This is a genomic window from Kitasatospora putterlickiae, from assembly GCF_039527695.1.
Lineage (GTDB): Bacteria > Actinomycetota > Actinomycetes > Streptomycetales > Streptomycetaceae > Kitasatospora > Kitasatospora putterlickiae.
In genome coordinates, this window is the sequence record NZ_BAAAKJ010000511.1 from 1 (window position 1) to 829 (window position 829).

Sequence of the window (829 nt, forward strand, 5' to 3'; positions counted from 1 at the left end):
CCCGACCCGGATCGCGTTGACCGGTCCGGCGGTGGGCGTCGCCGCCGGCGGCCTTGGTCAGCTTCAGCACCGGGGCGGGCTTGGCCGGCTCCGGCTGGCCGTCCTTGGCCTCGTCGATCCAGCGGACGATGTCGCCGTTCTCGTAGCTCTGCAGCGCCTTGAAGACCAGCGAGTCGGCGTCGGTCGGCAGCGGGCCGAGCGAGACGCGGAACTCCTGGAACTGGCCGGGGGCGATCTTCACCCCGGCGTCGGCGGTCCAGGTGATCTTGGAGACGGCCTCGTTGACGTCGTTGCCGTGCACCTTGATCGGCTTGTCCAGCTTGGACTTCTCGACGGTGGCGGTCCAGCCCGGCAGCGGCTGGGTGCGGACGGAGGCCAGCGGGTGGTCCAGCGGGAGGTTGACCTCCAGCTTCACGGTGCCGGCGGTGTCGTTCTCGTTCGGGACCCGGAAGTCGACGGCGGTGTAGCCGCCCTGCTCGGCGCTGCCCGGGTTCACCGAGACGTGCGCGGAGGCGGGGCCGGCCAGCGCCAGCACGGCGGCGGCTGCGGTGAGGGCGACGGCGGCGGTACGGCGGGCGGGAAGGGAACGCATGGGGTTCGTGTCTCCGTTCGGAGGCTCGGCGGGCAGGCCCGCGTCCGGGCACGGGAGGACCCGTGCCGCGGCGGGGCCGCACGGCGTGGGGACGAGGTGGGGGAAGCCGCGGGGCCGCACGGGTCGGCGGGCACGGCTCGGCTGCCGCGTACACCCGTCCGCCGTCGGGCCGGCACCGAAGGGGGGACCGGGGAACACCGGGGGCGCGGGTCAGTACGCGAGGGCCCCGAGCGGCGG

1 protein-coding gene is annotated in these 829 nt (G+C 74.9%); it reads right to left on the minus strand.

The window, feature by feature from the left end; all coding sequences use genetic code 11:
* Window positions 1–592: YcnI family copper-binding membrane protein (locus tag ABD308_RS38270; RefSeq protein WP_344345550.1), on the minus strand; the 592-nt coding region annotated here is incomplete at its 3' end.
* Window positions 593–829 lie beyond the last annotated feature (237 nt).